At 49.6% G+C, this 21054-nt stretch carries 13 protein-coding genes, 1 tRNA gene and 1 pseudogene; 5 read left to right on the top strand and 10 right to left on the bottom strand.

Translation table 11 applies throughout. From position 1 onward, the window contains the following. Positions 1–3 precede the first annotated feature (3 nt). From SD10_RS06445 to SD10_RS06415, 7 genes are all read right to left on the bottom strand, one after another. On the bottom strand, positions 4–873 hold the full coding sequence (locus SD10_RS06445; RefSeq protein WP_046376201.1) for a DMT family transporter: 870 nt from the start codon (positions 871–873) through the stop codon (positions 4–6). 115 nt (positions 874–988) lie between these two features. Then, positions 989–3088: an NAD(+) synthase gene (nadE, locus tag SD10_RS06440; protein WP_046376200.1), complete on the bottom strand. Its 2100-nt coding sequence runs from the start codon at positions 3086–3088 to the stop codon at positions 989–991. 569 nt (positions 3089–3657) lie between these two features. Further along, on the bottom strand, positions 3658–4521 hold the full coding sequence (locus SD10_RS06435; protein WP_046376199.1) for a glycerophosphodiester phosphodiesterase: 864 nt from the start codon (positions 4519–4521) through the stop codon (positions 3658–3660). A gap of 105 nt (positions 4522–4626) precedes the next feature. Further along, complete coding sequence (locus SD10_RS06430; RefSeq protein ID WP_046376198.1) at positions 4627–7824, bottom strand: TonB-dependent receptor; 3198 nt, start codon at positions 7822–7824, stop codon at positions 4627–4629. A gap of 312 nt (positions 7825–8136) precedes the next feature. Then, entirely contained in the window at positions 8137–10632 is a 2496-nt protein-coding gene (locus tag SD10_RS06425) for a S9 family peptidase (protein ID WP_046376197.1), read from the bottom strand. A 349-nt stretch (positions 10633–10981) separates the two neighbouring features. Beyond that, entirely contained in the window at positions 10982–11926 is a 945-nt protein-coding gene (locus SD10_RS06420) for a phosphatase domain-containing protein (protein ID WP_046376196.1), read from the bottom strand. A 2-nt stretch (positions 11927–11928) separates the two neighbouring features. Continuing rightward, complete coding sequence (locus SD10_RS06415) at positions 11929–13440, bottom strand: nicotinate phosphoribosyltransferase (protein ID WP_046376195.1); 1512 nt, start codon at positions 13438–13440, stop codon at positions 11929–11931. Between the two features lie 151 nt (positions 13441–13591). On the opposite strand from SD10_RS06415, the gene rpoN reads away from it, so the two are divergent. From rpoN to SD10_RS06395, 4 genes are all read left to right on the top strand, one after another. Next, positions 13592–15037 (top strand): RNA polymerase factor sigma-54, encoded by a 1446-nt coding sequence (gene rpoN / locus SD10_RS06410; RefSeq protein WP_046376194.1) that lies wholly within the window; start codon positions 13592–13594, stop codon positions 15035–15037. A gap of 110 nt (positions 15038–15147) precedes the next feature. Further along, the gene (locus tag SD10_RS06405) at positions 15148–15786 is read left to right on the top strand and encodes a hypothetical protein (protein WP_316933129.1); all 639 of its coding nucleotides are present in this window, start codon (positions 15148–15150) and stop codon (positions 15784–15786) included. Positions 15787–15833: 47 nt separating this feature from the next. Further along, complete coding sequence (locus SD10_RS06400; RefSeq protein ID WP_046376192.1) at positions 15834–16631, top strand: enoyl-CoA hydratase/isomerase family protein; 798 nt, start codon at positions 15834–15836, stop codon at positions 16629–16631. Between the two features lie 129 nt (positions 16632–16760). Beyond that, a tRNA-Arg gene (locus SD10_RS06395) sits at positions 16761–16834 on the top strand. Between the two features lie 505 nt (positions 16835–17339). On the opposite strand, the gene lgt is transcribed toward SD10_RS06395, so the two are convergent. From lgt to SD10_RS06385, 3 genes and pseudogenes are all read right to left on the bottom strand, one after another. Beyond that, the gene (lgt, locus tag SD10_RS06390; RefSeq protein WP_046376191.1) at positions 17340–18350 is read right to left on the bottom strand and encodes a prolipoprotein diacylglyceryl transferase; all 1011 of its coding nucleotides are present in this window, start codon (positions 18348–18350) and stop codon (positions 17340–17342) included. 110 nt (positions 18351–18460) lie between these two features. Further along, positions 18461–18811: pseudogene (locus tag SD10_RS29975) on the bottom strand (transposase). A 128-nt stretch (positions 18812–18939) separates the two neighbouring features. After that, a complete protein-coding gene (locus SD10_RS06385) occupies positions 18940–19785 on the bottom strand; it encodes a hypothetical protein (protein ID WP_046376190.1) in 846 nt (281 codons plus the stop codon). A 1026-nt stretch (positions 19786–20811) separates the two neighbouring features. Between SD10_RS06385 and SD10_RS30445 the strand changes: the two genes are divergently transcribed. Next, positions 20812–20949, top strand: a complete 138-nt coding sequence (locus SD10_RS30445) for a choice-of-anchor Q domain-containing protein (RefSeq protein ID WP_394330464.1) — start codon at positions 20812–20814, stop codon at positions 20947–20949. The last annotated feature ends 105 nt before the right edge of the window (positions 20950–21054 follow it).

Genomic DNA, 21054 nt, shown 5'->3' with positions numbered 1-21054 from the left:
AGCTCACCTCCTGCCGAGCCACAGCCCGCCAATGACTAATCCGGTGCCCACAAGGGTGTACAACGTAATGGGCTCGCCCATGAGGAAATACGAGTAGGCAAAACCGAAAATAGGGCAAAGAAACAACCAAAGCGACGCTTGGATCGCGTCTTGCCGAACCAGATAAAACCACAGTTGTAGAGCCGCCACCGACACGGGCACGATAAGCCAGAATACCGACAGCCAAAATCGCTCGTCGTAGTGCGCAGTGCTGAAATCGGCTGGATTCAGGACAACACTCAGGAGCGTGAAGGGTAAAATCAGGATTCCGCCCAGCAGCACCTGCCAGCCATTGATAACAAGATTGGGCAGTCGCCACGTGATGCGGGCGTAATAAACGGTGGCCGCCGAAACCGAAATCATACCGCCCAGCAGAATAAGCAGTCCCTCCACGGTCGCATAACTGTTTTGCAGGAGTGGATAGGTTGCCACACCTACGCCCAGCAACCCCAGCAATAAACCACTAATCTGGTTCAGGCTTGGCATTTTCCGTAGCCAGAGCGCCGATAACAGCGCAATGAATAATGGATTCGTCGCTGTCGACAAACTCCCGATACCCGCCGATACCTGCTTGAGCGCCAGCACAAACGCGCCGAGATAAATGGTTGTGTTGAGCAGGGCAAAAATGGCTAACTGACCAAACTCGGTACGCGTTGGCCAGGCATTTTTCGCCCGTTGAACACCATAGGCAAACAGCAGCATACCACTCCCGGCAATAAAAAACCGAACGGTCGCCAGAATAAGCGGATGCACCGACTGCACCCCAAATTTTGTCGCCACGGAAGCCGACGCCCAGAGAGCGGCAAAGAGAAGGCCGGGAATGAGTTGTTTCATAACATCTCCCTCCCGGCTAGTTAGTTTTTAATAAAATCATCGAAATTCGATACGTACACCGCTATTACGTCTCGAACGTTACGCATCGCATAGCGGCCAATTTACGTTCTTTTCCCTAAAACCCAATTTTGCCCCGGGCTGGATTGCCTTTCCGCCCATTGGGTTTCTGTTCGTTGGCCCAGTCGCGCATGTCGGCGAGTTCTTTGTTGAAACCACCCGACAGAATCGGGAAGCGACACCACGAGCGGGGATCGAGGTTGTGGTCATCCAGGTGAAACGAAGGCGCGTACCGTTCGCGTTTCCACTGGTTGCGGCTCCAGAGTTTGAAGAATCGCTCGACCCAAAGCAGGAGTTTGTCACGGTCATGCAGTCCGGCATACCGAACTTCCATTAGCTTTAGCACTTCAACCGGCGATTGCTTATCGCGGATGGCCGACTCTTCAATCGAGTTTAGCACATCATAGGGCATCAGGTCGTCCTCATCGGTCTGCTTCTTATCCTGTGGCCGGAGTTCGGCGGTGGGTTGCAGGTTGTTGACCGCTTTCAGGCCTTTTACTTTGATCAGCTCATCCGGCTCCGTTGGCAAAATAGTCGAGGCCGTGCGGTCGGTGGGTTCGGGGGCGTTTTTCACATTCAGGCCAACGGTTTCCAGCCACCGCAGCCAGCCTCGTAGAAAGTGTTTGTCGATGCCCGTTATGGGCGAAATACTGCCCGCCGTGTCGCCATCCATGGTGGCGTAGCCAACGGCGGCTTCGGAGCGATTGGAAGTGGTTAACAGCAAGGCATTGTTGATGTTGGCCAGCATCCAGATACTCGGAGCCCGTACCCGTGCCTGAATATTTTGCAGCGCCAGATCGTCGGTATCCCACGACAATTTGCGTCCCAACTGTTCTTCAACCAGCCCGGTGTAGGTTTCGACCAGCCCATTGATGTTGATATTGAGGAAGGTCGCGCCAATGTCGTCGGCTAATTCCTTGGCCGAGTTAAATGTATCATCCGATGAGTTTTCCGTTCCCTGATACATCACGGTCAGCAGTTTGCTCACTATTTCCTCCGCCGTTTTGCAGTCCTGAATGGCTTTGATGTAGCTCAGTTTTTTCTTGACGCCATCCAGGCCTATATTTTCAATGGCCATCCGGATCATCAGGAAAACCAGGGCGGCAATAGCCGACGAATCGGCACCACCACTCAACGAAAGCACATACCCCTGCGAACGGCTCTTGCGCAGGTAATCGAACAGACCGAGAGCAACGGCCCGCGCAAATTCCTCTTCTTTGAGGTAGCCGCCCCGCTCCCAGCCTTCGAGCTGCGCTTTTTGGATGACAGGGGCAATGTCGGGCCAGTCGAACCGGTCCGTTATGCGTAGATTCGGGTAAGCCAGTGCGATGTTGGCGCGGTTCTGCGTTTGGTTTAGGCGGGTTGCTTCGATGTCGATAACTGCCGGAACAATAACAAAATCCTCGTAACTTAGGCGTGGACCCGACACCAGCAGTTCGCCATTGGAGGCTACCATTGAGTCGCCGTCGTAAATGATCCGGCCCGCTTCATTACCGAGCATGTTGGCGTATACGTAGCTGACGCCAAACGAGCGCGACGCATCAACAACAAACCGCTCGCGTACCTGCGACTTCAAAAAGGCGAAGTGACTGGCCGTTGGGTTCAGAATGATATCGATCCCCCGTTCGTACAGAAGCCGGCCAGGCCGACTCGCCACCCAGGCATCTTCGCAAATCTCGAAACCGACGCGCACGCCCGACAAGTCATACACGACATCGCCGAAAGGGTACGTAAAATCACCGATTTTGATTTCATCCCGAACAAACGGCGGCCAGGGCTGGAACCAGCGCGTTTCATAATGAACCCCATTGTTCGCCAGATACTGTTTGGCCGTAAAACCCAGAATCCGCTTATTGGCAATCAGACAGGCCGTATCGAAGGTACGGTTGTTGTGCCGCAACGGCAGCCCGACGGCCACTACAATATCGTTTGTGTACTCAACAATGTCCAGCAGTGAAGCAATGGATTGATCAATGGTATTCTGGGCAAAAAACGCATCCTCGCAACCGTAGCCCGAGATACAGAACTCAGGCAAACACAGCAGACTGACATTCTGGCGCTGGGCTTCCTCGATGGCATTGATAATATTCTGCTTGTTATGCTCCCAATCGAGCGGGATTTGATTCAGGACGCCAGCGGCTACTTTAAGAAGTTTCATGTATAATAGCGAAAGAGCAAATGATTGGCGTTACGACGAAGAAGCCTCGCCCAGTTCATTCAGTAGTTAGATCAACGTTGTAGGGATAACAAAGATGGGCGAAAATAGATTTGATGACGCGGGAATGTGTTGGAAAATGGCACTAAAATCTGTCGTGTGGTGGTGTCAGTTTCTCAAAACTGACACGTGAGGTTTCTCAAAACCTCATTGAAATGTAAAGCGTACCTACAAGTTTTAAGAAATCTTGGCCGTCGGGTTTAAGAACCCGACGGCACTATTGACACCACAAAATCACGGCTACCGACCAACGCAAAAAGCCGGGCGAGTTTTACCTCCTCCCGGCTTCTGCTAGCGTCAAATTAACAGATGTATCCTGTTTAGGATTTTTATTCTTGTCAATAAACTACTTAAAATGAGTGTGTTTTTGTCATCCCGACAAAGGAGGGATCTTCGGTGACAGGCGACTTTATGATCCCTTCTTTGTCGGGATGACAAAAACACACTCGTTTACTCAATTCTAAACAGCTAACGAATGTATACTGAACAACTGTCCTGCCCAAAAACGAAGCTTAGAACAGATTCGGGTAATCGGAGATGATGCCATCTACACCCAATTGCCTGAGGCTGTCTATTTCGGCTTTTGTATTGACCGTCCAGGGAATAATCAACATGCCCTGATCATGGCAAGCCTTCACCGTTTCAGCGGTTACCGTTTTGTAGTAAGGGCTGTAGGTATTTGGTTTGAAGCCCAGCGCTGCCAGGTTTTCATCCAGCGTTTTGGCATTCGCGGTCAGGTACGAGAGCGAAATGTCGGGCTGCTGCTTATGAATCAGTTGCAACGGCCGGACATCGAACGACTGTATGATCAACCGCTTCCCAAGCTTCTGCTTTTGTAAAACAGCCATTACCAGATTGACGAATTCTGTTGGTTCAGGATGATACTCCCCATCGGTTGCCGGATTGGATTTAATCTCAATATTGAACATAGGCAGGGGGAGTCCCTTCGCTTTGGCATATGTATTAACCGAGTCGATCAATTCTGAAAGCAGTGGCTTGTAGGCCGGAAATTTCTGCTGCTGCGCAAACTGTGGATGCGGCTTACTCCCAACATCATACTTCTTGATGTCTGCGTAGGTCAACTGATAGAGATTGATTTTCTTCTGCTCTTCGGCCGTAACGGGCGAACCATCCGGCTTCAGGGAAATATCCGACGACATATAATTGTCATGCGATACAACAACCTGCTTATCTTTTGAAATTACCACATCCAGTTCCAGCGTTTGAACGCCCAGGTCCATCGCCTTTTTCATGGCCCGAACCGTATTCTCCGGCATGAGCCCACGAGCGCCCCGGTGACCTTCCCGGTTAAAATTTGGTTGAGCTATCAGCAGGTGCGAACCCAGCAACAACGCCAGTAATCCTATATTTTTCATTGTATTCACGTCTTGGAGTAATTTAGATTGGGTAAATAAACTGCAGGAATCCTACGCTTTTTTAGTCTCGCCGGGTTATAATCCGGCGAGACTAAAAAAGCCCGCTTAGAAACTATACCGTGCTCCCAACTGAATCTGGAACGGGTCGCCCGACGGGGTTACGGCTCCCGAGTTATTGACCCGGTAATTATACTGCTGCGTCGCCTGGCTGAAGTTCGGCACGGCAGCACTCGTGCTCGTTGCCGGAATACCTAGCCCATATAAAGACTGCGTACCCAGCGACCGGTTCGTACCCCGGTTGCGGTTCAGCAGGTTGGCAAAGTTGAAAATATCGGCTGACACCTCAATAGCATGTCTTTTGTAAATCCGGAACCGCTTCAAGGCCCGGATATCAAGTACACCGTAGAAGCCATTGATACCGCCGTTGCGCTCGGCAATCTTACCTGAATAGGCGTTGATGTAGTTTTTCAGGCTCTGGCTGGCGTCGGGATTGTCGAGCAGCGTTTGCAGACCCGTCCGAACGTTGGCCGGTACTTCGGCACTGTTCCGGTCGAAGACAAAAGCCAGATCGTTCGTTGCGACGAAATCAGCGTTGGTGTTGGCACCCGATAACAGCGAGTACCGCGTACCACCAATACCTGTGTACCGAACGCCCAGTGTAATCCCGAAGAACGAAGGCAACGTACCGTAGAACACAACCTTATTACGGAACTGATTGTCGGAATAGGTCATGTTGCTTAAGTTACGCGGATCATCTTTCACGGGCAATACGAGTGTAGCCGTATTAGCCACGTTGCCATTGTAGGTAACGTTGTCGCGGGCGTCGTTCCAGGTATAGCTCGCCGTAATTTCACCGTCGCGGAAATACTGCCAGGTCGCGTCGACTACGGCAGCGAACTGATTGACGCGGCCTTCACTGTTCAACTCCAGCACCCGGCCCAGTCGATTACTGATTCGGCCCAACTGCCAGTCGCCGGCCCCGTTAGCAGGCATTGACGCCAGCGGCACGTACACACCCCGGTTAGCTTCGTTGGCGAGCCGGAAAAACGGATCGGCTACCATATTTCGGTCGACATACATGTAGTTATTACGGCCCAACGACATATACCCGGAAATACCTACTTTCAGTTTGTCGGTCAGGAAGCGTGAATAGGAGACGTTGGCTTTATACAGCGTTGGTACTTTAGCATTTGGTCCGGTCATGTTGATCGTTGGCACCTGAAACTGCGCCAGCGTCGGAATGCTAGCGTAGTTGCTCCGATAGGCAGCAAAGTCAGGCGATGGTACGTTAGCCCCCCGTACGTCGACGGTGGCAAAATGTTTGCCGTCGAAGGTCAGGTTGTTAATCAACATGTAGTTGTTAATGTCCGACGCAAATACCCCGGCTCCGAACCGGACAAAATCGCGGTGTTGGTTGTTAACATCCCAGTTAAACTGAATGCGCGGCTGTAGAATAAAGGTTTTGATCTGGTTATCGGTACGTAGTTTCAGTTCGTCGAATACCAGCTGATTAAACTGCGCTTTAGGATAGACAGAATAGTCAAAACGTAAACCAGCTGTCATCTCCAGGCCTGGCATCAAGCTTGTGCTCAGTTGTCCGTAAGCACCCATATTGAGGATGTTGCTGTAAACAGTAGGATCGGCCACGAGCGGAACTTCGCGGTAGAAACGGTACGGCTTCAAGTTATTGAAGTTGTCGAGCGCCGTGCCATTTGCATCATTGATGTAATGAAAACGACCGTTCACTTCGCTACCATAGAGCGATTTGGCATGCGTGTACATCAGATCGACTCCGAATGTATACTGAACCCGGTCGGTGTTGTAGTAGAAGTTATCGACCAGTTGCAAGACATTATTCGTGAAGCCCTCCTGCGCGAAGCGATGACCGCCCATCTGAATATTGGTCGACAACGTCCGTCCATCTACCGTCGATACCACGTTCTCTACAATGTTGCGCGGAATATTGGCGGCTGGCAACTGATCGCCGGGACTACTTTTCTGATACGTATACAGGTGTTGCAGCTTCAGCTCATTGGTAATTTTAGGCGTAAACGTCGTGCGAAGCGTGGCTAGCAAACTATTATCGACATTGTAGTCGTTGCCGTACGATTCATAAAGATTAATAGCCGTATTGTCGGCCAGACCCAGCTTATTGCGGTCGTTGGTGTAATTATCACGGATCGTCAGCAGGTTGTTTGCATTGATCTGCCAGTCGATGCGGGCAAAACCCGCATCAGTACCCCGATTTTTAGGGAACGTCCCAAACTGCTGCGTATTGGCAAGGCCATACTTGCTGCGGGCAATCTCGACATAACGGTTAAGCGTCGTGTTGGTCACGTTGAACCGGCTCTCATCGAGGGGTGTCTGAACGTCAGCGATGATAAGCGGGCGTGAATCCTGCTGGTGATCCCAGACCACAAAGTAATGAAGCTTGTCTTTAATGATCGGTCCTCCCAGCGAGAAACCAAACTGATTGGTCGAGAACGGTACGTTCCGTTGGTTACCCCGGATGTCGTACTGACTCGACAGCCAGTTGGCGCGGGTGTAATTAAATAAGCTGCCGGTCAGTTTGTTGGTACCGGCTTTTGTTACAGCACTCACCAGGCCGCCCCCGGCCCGACCGTATACGACATCGTATTGGTTGGTAATCACCTTGAATTCGCGAACTGCTTCAATCGAAATAGAATAGGGCGCGCCACTACGGCTTGTGGTCGAACCGGCCGAGGTTGGGTTCTTCGCCGTCATTCCGTCGATGGTATAGTTGGTCGACGAGCCAAGTTGCCCCGACAGGCTACCGCTGCTGTTTGTCAGGGGCGACAGGTTGATTAGTTGTGTGAAGTTCCGGCCGTTGACAGGCAACGACACCAGCGTTTTGGCGTTGATGGCCGTAGCCGCACCCAGAATATCGGTTTTGTTTTTCAGTCCCGACGCTACGACTTGTACGACTTCCAGGTCCTGCCCAGCTTCCTCCATAGTCAGGTTAACCTTGATGTCGTCACCCTGGTTAACCATATAACCCGTTCGGCGCTGTTCGCCCAAGCCAACTGCTGTTACCGTTACCGTGTATGGGCCGCCGAGCGGAATTTCTTTGAAAAAGTATTCACCTTTTACGTTTGTCACGGTCCCGGTCGAAAAACCCGTCGACTCGTTACGCACCCGGACGGTTGCCCCCGGCAAGGGTGACTTCTGGCCCTCGGTAATAATGCCCGAAATAGACGCCTGTGTTGTTTGAGCTACTGCTTTGTTGATGGTGAAATAAACGAAGAGTACTGATAATAGACTTAAATAGAGCTGTTTTTTCATGCAGAGGATGAGCGTTTTTTTCGAACTGCAAAGAGAGTACTGCTACATTTCTTTAATGTTATTTTAACATTACCAAATTATCATGTTATTACTAAATAACCATAAAGTCTTAAAAAAACTTATTAAAATACAGATATTCGGTTGCCTGATACTGACTAGCTTGCTGAACGTAGACTGGGACTACGCTTAACCCAATAGGAGACTACACCTGTGGCTTATGGATTTGCAATACGTTTACACAAAAAAAGCCGGACTGAATAATTCCAGTCCGGCTGTGCAATAAAGATCGTACCCGAGGGTATTACACGTGCTCTACTTCTCGTTGTTTCCTCCGCTCAGCTTTCCGGCTTTGTTAGCCTGACCCGTAGCCGAGGGGGCGGGATTTTTAACGTACTTATCGAGCCAGCCGTTCATTTCCCACAGCATGTGCAGAAGCGACTCCTTGGCCGTGTAGCCGTGGCTTTCGTAGGGCAAAAACACCAGTCTTGTGGTAGCTCCAAAGCCCTTGAGGGCGTTGTAATACCGTTCAGACTGAATGGGGAAGGTACCAGTGTTGTTGTCGGCTTCGCCATGAACCAGCAACAGGGGCGTTTTCATTTTATCGGCGTTCATAAACGGCGACATTTTGTTGTACACATCCGGTGCCTGCCAGTAACTCCGCTGTTCGTTCTGAAATCCGAAAGGTGTCAACGTACGGTTATAAGCGCCACTCCGGGCAATTCCTCCTTTGAAGAGCTTACTGTTCGACAGCAGGTTGGCTGTCATGAATGCACCATACGAGTGCCCGCCCACACCCACGCGGCTCGAATCGACCACACCCAGCCGAACCCCTTCGTCGATGGCCGCTTTCGCGCTCGACACCAGTTGCTCCACATACGTATCGTTAGGTTCTTTATCGCCTTCGCCCACAATTGGAATGCTGGCATTGTCCAGAATAGCATACCCCATCGTCACGAAAGCAGCGCCACCCCAATAGCTGATCCGGTTGAATTGGTAGGGCGATCCGGATACCTGACTGGCAGCCTCTTTGCTTTTGAATTCGGCCGGGTAAGCCCACAGAAACGTCGGCAACGGACCTTGTTCTTTCTTGTAACCGACGGGCAAATACAGGGTAGCTGTCAGTTCGACGCCATCCGCCCGCTTGTAGCGAAGCTGCTGCTTCTGAACCCCCTTCAACTGGGGGTAAGGATGCGGGAAATACGTTGCCTGAATCGGCGCGATTCGGGCTTTCAGATTCCGGACAAAATAATTCGGATTCTCATCGGGGGTTTCGCGGGTTGTCAAAATGACCTGCTTCGTAGCATCCAGAACAGCCACAGGGCGCTCAAAATAAGGAGCCGCCGACCGCCAAAGTTCGCGGCTCTGTTTGGTTTTCAGGTTTAGCAGGCTGACAAACGGCCGATCGCCCTGGGGCGAGGAGCCTATTGCGTTCAGCATCAGAATCTCGCCGTTCGGGAGCAGATTCAGCACATCACGACCATACTGATTCTGTTTGGTGTCGGGCTGGCCGGGGTTGGTGTAGCGGTCCTCATACGAACGGTCAAAGAGAACGGCCGTCTGCCAATTACTGGGATTAACCGTTTTGGTGATGGTTTTGCGGTTCTGCCACCACCGTTCGGTTGCCAGCGCGGTGGACTCATTGCCCCATTCAAAGTTTTCGAACCGGAATTGGGCCGCGTAGATTTCTTTGGGCGCCCCCGAGAACGGAGCGTCGATCATAAAAACCTTATCCCGAATATCGGCTTTCACTTTCGGATCGCCTTTGTCCTGAGCAACGGTGTAATAAACCGAAGCCGGTGCATCGGCCCGCCAGGTGAAATCGCGAGGGCCAGTGGGAGCGCCATCGCGGCTGTACGGAACGCTTTCCTGCAAAGGGCCATCGTTCAGGCTTTTCACCAGTGAACCGGCCATCGCATAAATTTCCGTTTTGAGCGGAAACCGACCAACCGGCACCAGGTAGGAGAACGGCGTGTGGACCGTCTCGATCATAACATAGTTACCATCCGGCGACGGATCGGTTGACAGGATAATACCCGGCTGCCCAATGTTGGTCATCGACCCATCCAGCCCTACCCGCGCCACCTGCGCCGTCGTGTAGAACGCGAATTGCCGTTCATCAGAGGGATTTTTCAGCAAATCCTGGTAAGTTGGGGCCTGACCGCGTGCACCAGCCACATTTTCCTGGGTGGTAGGGCCCGCGGGTACCCGGCTCACCTCACTGGCCGGACCACGTGTAACGGGCACTGTTTTCACAATCAGATTTTTACTGTCAGATACCCAGTGATACGGTACACCCAGCGTGGCATTCAGCACAACAGAACCAACCTTCTTGGCGGCTGCTGTAGCGACATCGGCAATGTAGAGCTCGATCTGGCTATCCGTCGAATTAGCGAAGGCAACCTTCGTTCCGTCTGGTGACCATTGAACGAAGCTAAGGAGGGGCGTGGCCGGTAGCCCTGTTATGGCTTTCGCATCTTTGTCGGTCAGCTTTTTAAGCGCCAAACCCGTTATGTATCGGGCGCGACTAGGTCCCGTATTGGCAGGATTCAGCCGTAAACCAGCCAGTTTGAGTTCAGGTTGCGCCAGTTCGGCAATGCTGGGGGCCGAAGCCTGCTCCAGAATGAGCATCATATCCCCTTTCGACGACATGCTCACGTTGGGAGTGGGCGGCATCGTCACCAGATCAGCCAGCGGTTTGGGCGGAGTTTGGTAGGTTAACGCGTCCTGCGCGCGTCCGGCAAGCGAAACCGCCAGCAAGGAAATAAGCAGCATCCAGCCACGCTGTTGAGTAGTTCTGTTGTGAAGCATTGAGTAACAGGTTAGTTCAAATGAGAAGAGAGGACATACATAGGATTTTGCTTTGCCAGGATTACGTACCCGTACAGTAACCAGAGCACCGCTTTAAGCAAAAGCTATGGCAGACAAAATTAAAAAATAATTAGAATATAGTTTGGATTAGCGATGATTTGCCAAACATAATTTCTCATAGGAAGCCAGTAACCTATTATTACCTAGAGAAGCCAAACGCTTTTGAGGGCGCCGAGGGCCGTGCCTTCACCGCCCGCCTGAGCATCAGCAATGGCCTGCCTATTCGGCAAAAGGGACAGTGTCCTCGCCGTCCCAGGAAAGTATTCGTTAAAACAACCTCGGTTGACCATTAGAAATCACCATAATCCACTTGTACGCAGGTTAACTTGAGGGTTCGGCGCCACAGATCGACAACCTGCTGACGGTCGTCTATGACCAGTTCAACCTGGTAGCGGTCGCGTATGTGCTGGTCAAACAGTTCATGTTTTACGATAAAATCTTTTCGATTGTCATTCCGGGGGCGCATAAACAACTGGTAGTCGGCCGATTTCCAGTCAAAATACTGCTCAAGCCAAGCCATCGTTTCTGACCGGCAAATGGCATCACGACCCGACAAAAAAATAATCGTGTAGCCCGACGACTTTAGCGCCTGCACCAGTCGAATAATTGGCCACTTCGGCGTATCGATGCCCACCCGGTGCCAGTCAAATGGTGAGCGGTCTCCGCGTTGCGCTACGGTACCGTCAATGTCGACCAGCACGCAGTAGGGCAGCGATGAGCCGGAAGCACGATCGTTGGCCAAAGCGTTCCGGCGCACAATTTCCGGCTCAAACCTGAAATTAGTTTTCAGAGTGGCCAATTGTTCGGCCTGCCGCCGAATACCGTCCTCGCCTACTGAATCGGGCCGGGCGCTGTCGCGTCGGATACATTCGTCGAGGGGCGTATCAATCAGTTTGTAGCTGACTTCCACTTCATCGAAATGCGTCATCAGGAGCTTGCGAAAGTCGTTGAAATAGCGCTGCCGCAGGTTGGTGTTGTCAATGAGCACATGCCAGCCCCGCCTGAGCCCGTCCAGAATAGCGGTTTTCTGCAACTCATTTACAAGAGTTTCGATGCGGTCTTTCTCCTGATCGGGCCAGGTTTTCCAGTATGTTCCCAGCGAAACCGGAAGAAGACTTCGCCGTAGATCGTCGCGGTTGACGCGGAGCCAATTGGCGTTTTCAAGACAGAATCGTTGCGCAAACGTCGACTTCCCGCTGCCACTCAAGCCCGTCAGAATGATCACTTTTTTCATGTTCACACCTGCGTCTGGCCTTCGCGAAGTGTTAGAATCAGTTTTGTTTTCAGTTCATGCAGGCCTTTTTCGAGACCTACCGGATAGGTGTGCGGATTCACAAATCGTTTTACGCCGGGGTGTAAATTCGCTAACTGAGTTTGTACCCGCTCCCGCACGGCGTGAATATCCGGCAACGAGTAAACGCACTTCCCAGCTTGAAAGACCGAAACTAGTAAATCCTCGTAGTCCTGGGTGGCCTCAAACCGCCTGCGTTTGGTAAAGTCCAGCGGATCGATCATCGTGGTTGTTTTGCCGTCCTGGCTCCCCATGCTTTCCAGATCGTAGATCATATCGGCCAGAAAACCCCGTTCATCACGGAACCTGCGCACCTGCTGAATCCCCGGCGTTGATGTTTTGATCGCCTGCTCAGACAGTTTCATCTTGTATTCCCAATGGGGAGCCTTACCATTTGGTGTTTGTCCGGCGGGCAATTCGTGCCGCAGCGCAGCCAGTTTATAAACACCGCCGAGTGCAGGTTGATCGAAGGCCGTCACGAGTTTGGTACCAACGCCCCAGACATTGATTTTTGCTCCCTGTTGTCGCAGGCTATTGATAATCGTTTCGTCCAGATCGTTGCTGGCAACGATAGAGGTATCCTGAAAACCAGCAGCATCCAGCAATTTACGCGCTTCAATACTCAGGTAAGCCAAATCGCCGGAGTCGAGCCGTATACCCGCTAGTCTGTACCCACGCTGCACCAATTTTCGACCGGTTTCGATGGCATGCTGCACGCCTTGCAAACTGTCGTACGTATCCACCAGCAACGTTACATTATTGGGCAATGCATCGGCGTAGGCATCAAACGCCTGCTGCTCATCATCGAAGGACATAACCCAACTGTGGGCGTGCGTCCCCCGAACCGGAATGTCATACAGCTTGCCCGCCAGCACATTGGACGTGGCATCGCAGCCGCCAATATAAGCCGCCCGACTGGCCGTCATGCCTCCATCGACACCCTGCGCCCGCCGTAAGCCAAACTCCAGCAAGGTGTCTTTTTCGGCCACAAGCCGAAGCCGGGCCGCCTTTGTGGCAATCAGCGACTCGAAATTAATGAGATTCAGCAGGGGTGTTTCCAGCAATTGACACTGCAAAATTGGCCCTCTTACCCGAACCAGCGGTTCGTTGGGAAACACGACCGTTCCTTCGGGTATCGCTTCAATGTCGCAGGTTAGTTTCAGGTCGCCCAGATAATCGATGAAAGCCTCTTCAAATAGGGGGTCGCCATCATGACCTGTCAGGGTGCGGAGGTAACGTAAGTCTTTTTTCGAGAAGCCAAAATTGTTGATGTACCCGATTACATTAGCCAGGCCACAGGCAATGGTAAAGCCGCCATTGAATGGATTTCTTCGAAAATAGAGGTTAAAAACAGCCTCTTTTTCCGATGTTTTCGTTTTCCAGTAACCATAAGCCATAGTTACCTGATACAAATCGGTCAGCAGGCTGAGCGAGGTGTCATAAAGCTTATTTGTCATACACTACGAAGGTAATGCGTCGAAGCTTTATAGAAAATCATGCAGACAAAAACATTTTTTGGTTAATTTGGCCTAATAATTGTGAGGGGCACTTTTACCAGACTCTTACTCACTCAACGTAACACAATAATCCACAGCTCGCAGCACCACCATGCAGAAATTAAGTCTTTCACAATCCCTTCAGCAGAAGCTGTCTCCTCAGCAGATTCAGTTCATTAAACTGTTACAAATACCGACAGTTGAACTGGATACGCGCATTGAGGAAGAGCTGGAGATAAATCCGGCTCTGGAAGAAGGTATGGACGAGGAGTATGACCAAAAAGAGGATGACCCCTACGATGAAACCGACGACTACAAAGACCGGGATAACGACCTCGACATTGATAGTTACATTCAGGATGAAGATTATGCCGGGTATAAAATGCAGGGCGATGGTAATTATGGGGAGGAAGAACGCGATATGCCCCTGGCGACCAGCTCAAGCCTGACAGACTCGCTTCTCCAACAGTTCGGCTACCTTCAACTGACTGAAGAACAGCGCATTGTTGGCTTACAACTCATTGGCAGCATTGAAGCCGACGGTTATATCCGGCGGTCCGTTCAGGCCATTGTCAACGATTTGGCCTTCTCTCAGAACGTATTCACCGATGCGGATGAAGTGGAAGAAGTGCTGCAAAAAATTCAGTCGTTCGATCCGGCAGGCATCGGCGCCCGGTCACTCCCTGAATGCCTGTTGCTACAGCTTCGGCGAAAAGACCAGTCGGACCCGTACAACGTGCTGGCCATTCGAATTATTGACGAGTTCTTCGACGAATTCTCCAAAAAACACTACGATAAAATCCAGCGTCGGCTCAACATCAGTGACGATTCGCTCAAACGGGTAATCGACATTATTATCCGGCTAAACCCCAAGCCAGGCTCTATCGAAGGCGAATCGGGGACTATTCAATACCTGATCCCTGACTTCCTGCTGACGAATAACAACGGCAAACTGGAGTTGACCCTGAACTCCAAAAATGCCCCCGAGTTGCGGATCAGCCGCTCTTTTGCCGACATGCTCGACACCTACGACAAGAGCAAAAAACAAAATAAAAACCTGAAAGAAACGGTTTCGTTTGTGAAGCAAAAGCTGGATGCGGCCAAGTGGTTTATCGACGCCATCAAGCAACGCCAGCAAACGCTGCTCAAGACCATGAACGCCATCGTGCGTTATCAGTATGACTTTTTCCTGACCGGTGATGAGTCGCGGTTGCGGCCCATGATCCTGAAAGACATTGCCACCCTGATCGACATGGACGTGTCTACGGTTTCGCGGGTGGCCAACAGCAAGGCCGTACAAACCGAATTTGGCATCTACCCGCTCAAATATTTCTTCTCCGAAGGCATTTCGACCGATACGGGCGAGGATGTCAGCAGCCGGGAAGTCAAGAACATTTTGAAAGATTTGATCGATGCGGAGCCCAAGCTTCATCCCCTCTCCGACGATAAACTGGAGAAAATACTGAACGACCGGGGCTACAATATCGCCCGCCGGACCGTTGCCAAATACCGCGAACAACTCAACATTCCGGTGGCCCGGCTCCGGAAGCAATTGTAAGACGAACGAATTATAAATGATGAATGCCCTGAGTTGTTAACTTTGTGGACCAGGTCAACACCGGTCTCGCCGGTCGTTGATCGTTCATCATTTATAATTCATACTTTCCTTTGACCTCCCGTTTTGCCCACTTCCTGTCGGCAGTGCTTCATCCGTTGCTGATGCCGACATTTTTATTTGGCCTGTTGCTGTTTCGCGTACCAACGGTGTTGGGACTGGATGTCTTTTCTCCCTCGCTGAGACTGAGCCTACTGGTACTGATTTTTGTGGGCACCTTCATGGTCCCATCCCTGCTAATTTATTACCTCTACCGCAGTGGATACGTTAAAAGCCTGTATCTGAACACGCTGGCCGACCGTCGATTGCCGTATTTCCTGACGGCATTGATTTACCTGATTACGGCCTATCTGTTCACCTTTCAAATGCAGGTACTGTCGACGATGGCCCCCGAAATCGGCATTATTATTGGGAGTATTGCTGTTTCTATTCTGTTTGTGGGCCTCATCAGCCTGTCCTGGCAAATCAGCGCGCACGCCGTTGGCATTGGGGGCGTAGTGGGCATTATCAGCAGCCTCATGCTCAGGTTTGGGCTAACGGACCTGTTCATCCCCTTATTGCTGCTGGTGATGCTGTCGGGTTTTGTGGCGAGCGCCCGGCTGCAGCTCAATGCCCACACACCGGCCCAGGTTAGCGCCGGTCTGGCGCTTGGTCTGCTGGTCAGCCTGCTCACCGTGTATTGGTTTTTTTAACATGCCCCCGACTTAACCGGCCGGGACTTTCCAAATGCCCTTTTGCCATGTACGATAATCTTCTCTATAACATTACCGATACGGTTTGCCGGATCACCCTCAACCGCCCTCAGGTATACAATGCCCTTAGCCCCGGCCTGATTCGCGACATTACGGCCGCCATTGAAGCCGCCGGTGCCGATGAGCAGGTCCGGGTCATTGTTCTCACCGGCGCGGGCGACAAAGCCTTTTCCTCGGGTGCTGACCTGAAAGAAGGCGTCACGAATGCGGCTTCCTCGGGCGGGCAGCTTGCGCTGGGCGATGCCCTCCGGACAACCTACAACCCCATGATTCAGGCGATTCGCAACGTAGCCAAACCGGTTATCGGCCGCATTAATGGCGTAGCTGCCGGGGCGGGTTGTTCCCTGGCACTGGCCTGCGACGTAGTTCTCTGCGCCGACGAAGCGTATTTCAGCCAGATATTTGTCAACATTGGCCTGATGCCCGATGCGGGATCAACCTTTTTTCTGCCCCGGCTCATTGGTCCACAACGCGCGTTTGAGCTATGCAGCACCGGCCGACGCGTATATGGCCCTGAAGCGGCTCAGATTGGACTGGTAAGCCGCTCGGTGGCTGCAACGGAATTGGATTCAGCTGTCGATACCGTAGTGGCATATTATGCCTCCGCCCCTACCCTTGCCATCGGTCTAATGAAAAAAGTATTGGATCAATCCGTATACTCCGACCTGGCCCACCAGCTCGAACAAGAAGCTGACAATCAGGACACATTAGGCCGTTCGGCCGATGCTGCGGAAGGCATTGGGTCCTTCCTGATGAAGCGCAAACCAAATTTTTCCGGAAAATAGATTGACAAACGTCTTTTTTCTCCCTACTTTTGCACTCCCAATCAACGGGAAATGCTTCACAGCAATGCATTCGTACCGGGGTCGCGCTCGACATCAATTGGAAAGAGCACTCCGCAAAAAATGTAAATCGCATTCGTAGCTCAATTGGATAGAGCACCTGACTACGGATCAGGAGGTTTGGGGTTCGAATCCCTACGAGTGCACATATAATACAATCTAAAAGCCTTGCAATTCGCTGATTTGCAAGGCTTTTTTACTTATAACCAATTAGTTAAGATTTTTCCATTATTCGTATTAGTACGTTAAAATCCTAAGTTGTTCTTCTTGTGTGATACGCCTTCCGTGGGCCGTAGACTTGTGGAAATAGTCAAAATTAGATTCATCAATGCAACCAGCCTTTGTTTCTATCACTTCGACCGATGATTCGCCAGTAGCAGGATTTGTCAGCAACGGATAGCTGATCCGCACATCAAATACCTCAGCATTTTCCTCTTCTATACCTTTTATAGAGTATTTTATACCAAACCGTAGCCTTTCTGTAATTGAGTGGCATCTGTTTCAAGCATAAAAGTAGCCTGTAGGGCTATTTTGACTAGGCTCTGAGGCTTCATTAGTTACCCCACAAATGCCCAAGCCAGTAAAAACAACATCGGTTATCATGGCTCCTTTGTTACTGGTTAGGAGGTCTCAGCTGTTAGATAATCTCAATTATGTTAATGGACTTCTTTCAGAAAGCTGCTTTTTTGTTTTCACCATGTGATCTTGAAAACGTCTAGTTTTGAGAGAATATGTTTCTGAAATTAAAACTTCACATTTATTCATGTTGACCTTTCTAGAGTCTGGTAAGGCTGACTGGTAGTCGCATTGATAACAAAGGCTCGACGACTGAATTACTAGGGCAATTGGAATTAAGGAAGTCGGTCTGATAAAATTTCTTAGAAGTAAAATCAGCCCTAGTAAAATGGCGGGTATGCTTAAGAGTTGACCCATGTTAAGGCTCATACTATCTTCAAAAGTAACTTGGTTCTCTTTAAAGAATTCCCAGACAAAGCGGAGACCAAATATCCAAACTAAAGAGATGCCTAACATAGTCCCCGACGCGGCTTGGTTACGGAAGTTCTTCCAGTACCATAATAGCCCAATGAATAAAATAAGGTAAGATAACGATTCATAAAGTTGGGTAGGATGACGAGGCACTTGGCTAAACTCATGATTTCTTAAGAAGACAAAAGCCCAAGGTACATCGGTCGGTTTACCAAAAATTTCGGAGTTCATTAGATTACCGAACCGGATGAATGCTCCTGCTAGAGCGCCTACAATGCAAATTCGATCACTAACCCATAAAAAGGTTTGGCCACTAGATTGACTTGACTGACGACGTGAGTAAAGCCAAAGGCCAATTATGATGCCTAATACCCCTCCATGACTAGCCAATCCATTATAAGGGGGCGTTATGATATATAACGGGTCTTGAATGAACATATAGGGTTCATAAAACAAGAAGTGTCCTAGTCTTGCCCCTAAAATCGTCGATACAACTACCGTCATTAGTAACGAATCCGTATCAGCAAGGGGCCTGTTTTCAGTTTTAAAAATGTGGGTCATAATCTGAATGCCAATCAGGAATCCAGTAGCGAACAGTAAACCATACCACCTTATGGGCAAAGAGTCAATGCGAAAGATTTCAGGATCAACATTCCAGATGATGTATTGAAGCATATTTTCTTGGTGTATAAGTAGTAGCGTAGCTGTTGCAAAAGTAACTCATTGAAGTATAGGCAAGTTATTAGCTTATGCTAGGGAATGCTCAAAGAAGAGTGTCATTTTTTTCAGATCATCAAAAACGGCTTAACCAGCTCCCCGTATAAAATGGCTAGTTGTTGCACCCTCAGCGACCAGTTGACCAGTGGCATATTCCATTTTTCGATGATGCGTTGAATGGTTAGGTAGAGCCGTTTTAATAAAGTCGTTTCTGATGAGAACGCGCCTTTCGACTTAGTCACGCACCGAATTTGGCGGTGAATAACCTCAACTGTATTCGTTGTATAGACTACCTTTCGAATGGCGGCTGGGTACTCGACAAAAGCGCGTTAGCCGCGTCCAGTTGCGCTCCCAGCTTTCGGATACTTTTGGCCCCATTTGTCAGCAAAAGCAACCAACTTCTGCTCGGCACTGGCCAAGTTGGCAACCTGATAGATTGGCTTTAAGTCAGCCGCTACATCTCGTTAGTCTTTGCTGGCCTGATTCAGGAGTAACCGCCGGTCGATAAGCTTGCTTTCTTGGTCGAAACTTGTGGAGTAATTCGTACTTAGTAAGCCTCGAATCCATAGGTTTGCTCAGAATAGGGATCACCCCCAACCACTTTTGTCATTAAACCAACTGAGTTATAGCTATACTGCTTATTGGCTGTAATGACGTTATTTCTGTTAACTAGATTGAATAGAGGGCCATTGGTTATAACCAACCCCACTAATCCATAAAAAGGATTGGGCTTGTCGTCATATTGATAGCGCACCGTCAAAGCAGGTCCACCGTTTTCACTTCGTGCGACCTCTATAATATTACCCTCATTATAGATGTACTGCTCTACTAACTGTGAAAGAGGCTGCGCATTGGACGTAACAGGGTCCCAATTGATGGTTGTCAATTTAACCGGTAACTCAGTACCATCATACTCTATTTTGATGTCCTGAAATAAGCTTGGAGTCTGAGCTCGATCATTTAGTATAAGGTATTGTTTTACTTCAGTAATATAGCCAGCTAAATCATACGTAAAGTTAGCCCGTAAGTTTGGCCGCCATAAACGATTAAGCGGAGGAGGAAGCGACGCCGATGATACAGATATCCAGGCCTCGCGCGTGGTAGTCTGGACTCTTCCTTGAGCGTCATAGCTGATTAAGATACGGGAAGAATCAGGGAAAGCAGAATTTGTAGGCCATTTTTCATTACCTTCTGTATACTTCACCAAACGACCATTACTATCGTAGGTATAAAATCCAGCGATAATGCTTGTACTACTATCAGCTCCCATTGTCCTGGATTTTATAATCCGAAATTGCTGTCCTGTCGGTGAAGGCAGGCGGTGGTCGTTGCAGGAAGCGACTGTGATTAATAGCGATAGTAGGAGCAGACAGAAGGAGAAATTATGCTTCATAATCTATATGTGTTTAAGGTATGGCAGAGAAAAACACTCAGGCGACATAGGTGTGACTTTTAGTGGGATGTCACCCCAGACTAGTTGACAGTTGCCGGCTAATACATTTGAGTAGGTAGTTGAATGAATGATTAGTTGGTTATTGACCGAGTTGCCAGGAGCACCTTTAGCCATTCTCAAGTTGATTGCTGGCAAAAGCCTACCTTCCGCTCCCCTTAATAGCTAGTCCATCTGAAAGGTGAATGAGTTTACCTAACTTTTTTTAGTTAGGGCAGACAGATTGAAGTAGGCTCCTTCAATTGGTGGCTCTAATTGTTGACTAAGAACAAATTAATCGGTGTAGGGAGCTTTATCGGCAACTTTTGATGAATAGGCGTAACCTTGGATCTCTCAAAACGCCCCATTTAAGGAGCAAATACATAAAAAAGCTATCGTCTCAGGGAGGAAAGTTTTATAAGACAACAATTTTTTACTATTTGTCCAATCTAATTAGTAGCCTACGACTAGCACTACTAGTTAGTTATGTATTCAGTTTTGCTTTCGAATGCTATGAAACTTGTTTTTTACTCTGTTGCTGGATTAGTTATCGTAGCAGCACTGACTTATCTATATCTTCACATTTCCTTTGCTATAAAATGCCCTAAATGTGGCAGGGTTGATCAAGAACGTATTACTCGTTCCAGGCTGGCTCGTTTCTTCTCCCGGTTTATTCCGACCAAAGCCTACCGTTGCCGAAAGTGCTGGAATGAGTACGTCCTTATCGGCCATTAAATATTTGACTATCTGTAAGTTACTCTTTTGAAGCAGACAGCGAAATCATTTTATTAAGCGTCGCTTATCGAAATATCTCGGGTATGCTGTATAACTGTCGGGCTTCGTTACGGAGGCCGCCGTGCGGTACAATCCAATGGTACGTATGACGTGTCAGCTGACCACTGCTTAATTGAATCCCAGACAAACAACCACGTTGGCAGCAATAACCTAAAGGCGCTGGTTTAACCATTTAGTTCTAGTACCACCTTAGAGTTGCTATCAGGTTCACTGGCCATTGATAGGGGCAGTAATGATGCTTACAACCGATGGCGGGGACCACTCTTTGATTTCAAAGGCAATTCTCGAATTATCAATCAGGTTATTGACTTAGGGGCTATAGAATATAGATAGATCACCATTCGAAAGTTTTTGGTGAGTTAACATAACGGCACTTAAACAACAGATTTCTAGTTCGAAAATTAGTTAAGCCATCATCATTAATTTACCAGATAATAT

Source organism: Spirosoma radiotolerans (assembly GCF_000974425.1).
Taxonomy (GTDB): domain Bacteria; phylum Bacteroidota; class Bacteroidia; order Cytophagales; family Spirosomataceae; genus Spirosoma; species Spirosoma radiotolerans.
This window is presented reverse-complemented; position numbering and strand designations above follow the sequence as displayed.

Bases quoted from the DNA above. Each gene is read 5' to 3' on its own strand.
- SD10_RS06445 (WP_046376201.1), bottom strand. From the start codon at position 873: ATGAAACAACTCATTCCCGGCCTTCTCTTTGCCGCTCTCTGGGCGTCG.
- nadE (WP_046376200.1), bottom strand. From the start codon at position 3,088: ATGAAACTTCTTAAAGTAGCCGCTGGCGTCCTGAATCAAATCCCGCTC.
- SD10_RS06435 (WP_046376199.1), bottom strand. From the start codon at position 4,521: ATGAAAAATATAGGATTACTGGCGTTGTTGCTGGGTTCGCACCTGCTG.
- SD10_RS06430 (WP_046376198.1), bottom strand. From the start codon at position 7,824: ATGAAAAAACAGCTCTATTTAAGTCTATTATCAGTACTCTTCGTTTAT.
- SD10_RS06425 (WP_046376197.1), bottom strand. From the start codon at position 10,632: ATGCTTCACAACAGAACTACTCAACAGCGTGGCTGGATGCTGCTTATT.
- SD10_RS06420 (WP_046376196.1), bottom strand. From the start codon at position 11,926: ATGAAAAAAGTGATCATTCTGACGGGCTTGAGTGGCAGCGGGAAGTCG.
- SD10_RS06415 (WP_046376195.1), bottom strand. From the start codon at position 13,440: ATGACAAATAAGCTTTATGACACCTCGCTCAGCCTGCTGACCGATTTG.
- rpoN (WP_046376194.1), top strand. From the start codon at position 13,592: ATGCAGAAATTAAGTCTTTCACAATCCCTTCAGCAGAAGCTGTCTCCT.
- SD10_RS06400 (WP_046376192.1), top strand. From the start codon at position 15,834: ATGTACGATAATCTTCTCTATAACATTACCGATACGGTTTGCCGGATC.
- lgt (WP_046376191.1), bottom strand. From the start codon at position 18,350: ATGCTTCAATACATCATCTGGAATGTTGATCCTGAAATCTTTCGCATT.
- SD10_RS06385 (WP_046376190.1), bottom strand. From the start codon at position 19,785: ATGAAGCATAATTTCTCCTTCTGTCTGCTCCTACTATCGCTATTAATC.